The organism is Psychrobacillus sp., from assembly GCF_056205495.1.
In genome coordinates this window covers 1-5,565 of sequence record NZ_JBAEAP010000452.1, presented here as the reverse complement: position 1 = coordinate 5,565, position 5,565 = coordinate 1, and the positions used below count along the sequence as shown (strand labels likewise).

Genomic DNA, 5,565 nt, shown 5'->3' with positions numbered 1-5,565 from the left:
GGACAGCTTTAATTCAAATAATTAAATACTTCATTAAAGTAAAGACCTCTTATTTGTTAAGGAAGCTTAGTACAGGAGGGAAGAGTAACAGAATAATGGCAGTTAAAATCAGTATGATATAAATCAATTTCGGTAGTTTTTCTCCATCTTTTCCTCTATTCCTGCTATTAAATAGTAACTTACCTCTAGTAAACACCAGAAGTAGAATAAGAATAGAGACATAAGGTGTCCAACCATACTTTTCAATATCTATGTTCCTCTCTAAATAGATACCACCCCAATAAATTACCCATATCAAGCTAATAACAATCAATATTACAAAAAGTAGCGTAGACTTTAAAAGGCTTTTCATTATACCCTCCTAAATTTTATCGAATTTCTCAATTTTATCCTTTATTTCAAAAAGCTGATTCATTATTTTAAGTTTAGCATTTCACAACAAAAAACACCTCAAGAAAATTCACTCCTCTTATGAAAGACTTGATTTACCAGAGATACGGTTATTTCTTACGTGTTTCACGCTTTGCTTTGGATTATTTGTAAAACATATATAAAGTATATGCGTAAATGTTCACATTTCTCTGTTTTTTTACTGTATTCGAAAAGACTATATTGCGATATACTTTATAGATAGGCTGGTGGAAGGGAACGATATTATTTGCAAGATTACATAAAGTTTGTAGAGTCTATTAAAAAGAAAACTGGCATCGATTTAGCTCTGTATAAAGAAGCTCAAATGAAACGACGCCTGACATCTTTATATGAAAAGAAGGGATATAAAAATTTTGTTTCTTTCTTCGAGGCAATTGACACGGACCGAGATCTTCTAAATGAATTCCTCGACCGAATGACAATCAATGTGTCTGAGTTTTATCGAAATAGCAAGAGGTGGGAAGTATTACAACAAAAAATTTTTCCAAAGCTACTAGCTGATAACAAGAGGCTTAAAATATGGAGTGCAGCATGTTCTACAGGTGAAGAACCATATACTACAGCAATGGTATTGTCTAATCATCTACCGATTAGCCAAATTTCTATTCTAGCAACGGATATTGACGAAAATGCTATTCAAAGAGCGAAGGTAGGGATCTATCCGGAACGATCGTTGGCAGAGGTTCCCTTAGATATGAAAAATAAATATTTTGAGAAGCAAGCGCCTTTTTATAAAATTGACGACACCATTAAAAGAACTGTTTCTTTTAAAAAGCATAATCTTTTATTGGATACATACGAGAGAAATCTCGATTTAATCATTTGCCGTAACGTAATGATTTATTTTACAGAAGAAGCTAAGGATCAGATTTATCGAAACTTTAGCAAGTCGCTACGTCCTGGCGGAATCCTTTTTGTTGGAAGCACAGAACAAATTTTTAATCCTACCAAGTACGATTTTGTAACAGAGGATACGTTTTTCTACCGGAAAATGTAGAACGAATTTGATTGGTAAGTGATTTTAATTTGTCGATTTTTAATGAGGAACTGTCCGCTAAAAAACGGACAGTTTTTCTTCTATACTCTAAGTAAATATGATATAGTTGAAAACAAATACTTTAGCGAGTTGAAGGGGGAAAGCGTTATGCGTTATTTAACAGCAGGTGAATCACATGGTCCACAGCTTACTGCAATCATTGAAGGGTTACCAGCACAATTAGATATCACAAGTGAAAAGATAAATAAAGAACTAAAAAGACGTCAAGGTGGACATGGTCGAGGAAGACGCATGCAAATAGAAAAAGACACAGTAGCAATTACAGCGGGAGTGCGACATGGTAAATCATTAGGATCTCCAGTTTGTCTAGTAGTAAATAATGATGATTGGAAACATTGGACTCATATTATGGGAATAGAGCCACTAGATGAGGACATGAATCCAGATGAAATAAAAAGAAAGATAACAAGACCTCGTCCAGGGCATGCCGATCTCGTTGGAGGTATGAAATATGGACATCGTGACCTACGAAATGTATTGGAGCGTTCCTCTGCAAGGGAAACTACAGTCCGAGTGGCTGTGGGAGCTGTTGCGAAGCAACTATTAAACGAACTAGGCATTTCTATCGTTGCTCATGTAACGAAAATAGGTGGGATTGAAGCTAACCTAAATTTAGCTGAAGGTATGACAATAGATGATATACGTGAAAAAGTGGAGAACGACCCTGTCTACTGTTTAGATTCTGAAGCTTCATTGAAAATGGTAGAAGCTATTGACCAAGCTAAAAAAGCTGGTGACACGATAGGCGGAGTAGTAGAGGTAATCATTACGGGAATGCCTGCCGGTGTGGGAAGCTACGTTCACTATGACCGTAAGCTAGACGGAAAGCTTGCAATGGCAATGCTTAGCATCAATGCATTTAAGGGTGTTGAGGTTGGCTTAGGATTTGAAATGGCTAACTTATTTGGCAGCCAAGTGCATGACCAAATTTCTTGGAATGAAGAAGATGGTTACATTCGAGATACGAATAGGCTCGGTGGTATCGAAGGTGGTATGTCTACTGGTATGCCGATTGTAATTAGAGGGGTTATGAAGCCTATCCCAACCTTATATAAACCTTTACAAAGTGTAGATATTGATACCAAAGAACCTTTTAAAGCTAGTATTGAACGTTCCGATAGCTGTGCAGTACCCGCAGCATCTGTTGTGGCAGAAAATGTTATTGCATGGGAGATAGCTTCTGCAATATTAGATACGTTTAAAGCAGATCAAATGGAAGTACTGAAATCAGATATTCAGAAACATAGAGCGTATACAAAGGGGTTTTAAGCCATGATTATCCCAGTAAAAACGAATGCATCTAATTATGAGGTTCATTTAGGTGAGAACATTTTGGAGGATTTCTCTAAAAGAAACAAAAAGACAATCGAAAATTATGATCAGTTAATCATGATTAGTGATGAAAATGTATGGAATCTGCATGAAAGTTATGTAAGAAAAAACTTTACTACGCCATTTAACCTGTTCCTTGTTCCATCTGGTGAGTCATGTAAAACATTTGAATCCTATTTTAATGTACAATCCTTTCTTTTACAGAACGGTGCATCCCGAAATTCAGCTATATTTGCCTTAGGGGGAGGGGCTGTAGGCGATTTGACCGGATTTGTTGCGGCTACGTTTATGAGGGGAATAGACTTTTATCAAATACCAACTACTATTTTAGCTCATGATAGCTCGGTTGGTGGTAAAACCGCTATTAATCACCCTCTAGGAAAGAACATGATAGGGGCTTTCTATCAGCCACAGGAAGTTATTTATGATGTTCATTTTTTGAAATCTCTACCTCTTTCAGAAGTTAAATCGGGAATGGCTGAAGTGATCAAGCATTCCCTCATTAGCGACAGTAAGTGGGTCGAAGAATTTTTTCAAATTACTTCATTAAATAATTTGGAAAAAGACCAATTATTACAGTGGATAAATAAAGGCATCCGTGTGAAAGCAAAAATCGTGGAAATGGATGAAAAAGAAAGCAACTTTCGCAAATATTTAAATTTTGGACATACATATGGTCACGCAGTTGAAGCTGCAATTGGGTATGGAAGAATCTCTCATGGAGAAGCTGTCATGATTGGCATGATTCCAGCTCTATTGCTTAGTGAGAAGTATGGGCAACTCCCTAAAGGCTTTGCTAAACGATTTTATTCATTAGCTAATAGGTTGGAATATAATTTTGAGCAGATTTTAGATTGTCCGTTCGAGCAATTGGCAGCCTACATGCAAAAAGATAAAAAAACTATAAATAAGCAATTGCATTTTGCATTGCTTGAAACCATAGGCAAGCCATTTATACAGGTAGTACCGGTAGATGCAGTAAGACTGTGTGATGAAGAATTACGACAATGGATTAGGGAGGGGAAATAATTGATAAGAGGCATTCGAGGAGCAACAACAGTCAATGAAGATTCTAATGAAGAGGTTCTTCAGGAAACGTCCCGTCTAGCTTTAGAAATGGCGAAGGCAAACGATATTGACCCAGAGTCGATCGCTTCTGTCATTATAAGTACTACTTCGGATATTACATCTGCATTTCCTGCAAGGGCAGTTCGAGAAATAGATGGGTGGGCATACGTCCCTGTTATGTGTACGCATGAAATGAATGTTCCTGGTGCACTTAAGAAATGCATACGGCTAATGATTCATGTTAACACCGTTAAATCACAAAAGGAAATACAGCACATATATTTAAACAAGGCAGTTCAATTGAGACCAGATTTATTAAAAAGATCATAATAGAATTGGGGTAAATAGAATGAAATTTAAAAAACAAATTGCTGGATTGCAAGCATACCAACCTGGAAAAACGATGGATGAAGTGAAGAAGGCATATAATCTAGAGACGGTTACAAAGCTTGCCTCTAATGAAAATCCATATGGTGCTTCACCAAAAGTAAAGGAATTTCTGGCAAATGCTTCTATAGATTTTGCTTTATACCCAGATGGATATGCTTCTAGACTGCGTACAGCAGTTGCTAATCATTTAAAGGTTTCGGAGAAGCAATTGTTATTTGGTAATGGCTCTGATGAGAATATTTTAATTGTTTCTAGAGCTATGCTTGAGCCTGGTTTAAATACTATTATGGCAGATTTAACTTTTGGTCAATACAAACACAATGCTATAGTTGAAGGCGCTGAAGCTCGAACTGTTCCATTGACTGTGGATGGAGAACATGATTTAGAGCAGATGCTAGCAGCTATCGATGAAAATACAGCTATTGTATGGATTTGTAATCCGAATAATCCTACAGGGACATTAACTCCAAGTCATAAAATTAAGGCATTTGTGGAGCAAGCCCCAAGAGACGTGTTAATCGTCTTAGATGAGGCATACACCGAATATATTACGGACCCCAACTATGAAGATTCTATTTCGTTAATAGAAAATCATCCGAATGTCTTGGTAATGCGTACTTTCTCTAAAGCGTATGGGCTAGCTAGCTTCCGCGTGGGTTATGCTGTTGGATCCGAGGAAGTAATTAGTCAGTTAGAGCCGACAAGAGAACCATTCAATAATACAGTTATATCACAGGAAGCAGCCATTCTAGGATTGAGCGACCAGCAATTTATTGCAGATTGTAAGAAGAAAAACACCGCTGGAAAGTCTCAGTTTGAAGCATATTGTAATGAGCGTAAACTTCATTTTTATCCATCTCAAACAAACTTCATCATGATGGAAGTTAAAGCAGATAGCGACGAAGTTTTTCAAGGGCTTATGCAACGTGGATATATTGTTCGCAGTGGTAATGCTTTAGGTAAACCAGGATACCTGCGTATTACAATTGGGACGAAGGAACAAAATGAGGGACTACTTCAAAAACTCGATGAAGTGTTGACTGAGTTAGGAGTAGTTTAAATGAATAAGAACATCCTGATAATAGGGCTTGGTCTTATTGGAGGTTCTCTTGCACTTGGGTTAAAGAGAAGAGACGATTTAACAATTGTAGGCTATGATTCTAATGCCAAATCTCTTGAAACCGCGAAAAAGCTAGGGGTTATAGATGAGATTGCTTCTAATATGGAGGAAGCTGCGAAGCGTGCGGATATCATTATATTCGCTACTCCAGTAAGCATCACGATAG

7 protein-coding genes are annotated in these 5,565 nt (G+C 37.1%); 6 read left to right on the top strand and 1 reads right to left on the bottom strand.

Features of this window, described 5'->3' with window-relative positions:
* Positions 1-49: 49 nt before the first annotated feature.
* Positions 50-352, bottom strand: coding sequence for a hypothetical protein (locus AC06OU_RS13025; RefSeq protein WP_475856298.1), 303 nt, complete (start codon positions 350-352; stop codon positions 50-52).
* A 306-nt stretch (positions 353-658) separates the two neighbouring features.
* Between AC06OU_RS13025 and AC06OU_RS13020 the strand changes: the two genes are divergently transcribed.
* From AC06OU_RS13020 to AC06OU_RS12995, 6 genes are all read left to right on the top strand, one after another.
* A complete protein-coding gene (locus AC06OU_RS13020) occupies positions 659-1,429 on the top strand; it encodes a CheR family methyltransferase (RefSeq protein ID WP_475856297.1) in 771 nt (256 codons plus the stop codon).
* 147 nt (positions 1,430-1,576) lie between these two features.
* Positions 1,577-2,758 (top strand): chorismate synthase, encoded by a 1,182-nt coding sequence (gene aroC, locus AC06OU_RS13015; RefSeq protein ID WP_169359573.1) that lies wholly within the window; start codon positions 1,577-1,579, stop codon positions 2,756-2,758.
* A 3-nt stretch (positions 2,759-2,761) separates the two neighbouring features.
* A complete protein-coding gene (gene aroB / locus AC06OU_RS13010) occupies positions 2,762-3,850 on the top strand; it encodes a 3-dehydroquinate synthase (RefSeq protein ID WP_475856295.1) in 1,089 nt (362 codons plus the stop codon).
* On the top strand, positions 3,851-4,219 hold the full coding sequence (aroH, locus tag AC06OU_RS13005; protein WP_475856293.1) for a chorismate mutase: 369 nt from the start codon (positions 3,851-3,853) through the stop codon (positions 4,217-4,219).
* A gap of 19 nt (positions 4,220-4,238) precedes the next feature.
* The gene (gene hisC, locus AC06OU_RS13000; protein ID WP_475856291.1) at positions 4,239-5,339 is read left to right on the top strand and encodes a histidinol-phosphate transaminase; all 1,101 of its coding nucleotides are present in this window, start codon (positions 4,239-4,241) and stop codon (positions 5,337-5,339) included.
* Positions 5,340-5,565, top strand: a 226-nt coding sequence (locus tag AC06OU_RS12995) for a prephenate dehydrogenase/arogenate dehydrogenase family protein (protein WP_475856289.1), incomplete at its 3' end; no start/stop codon positions are given. It abuts the gene before it with no gap.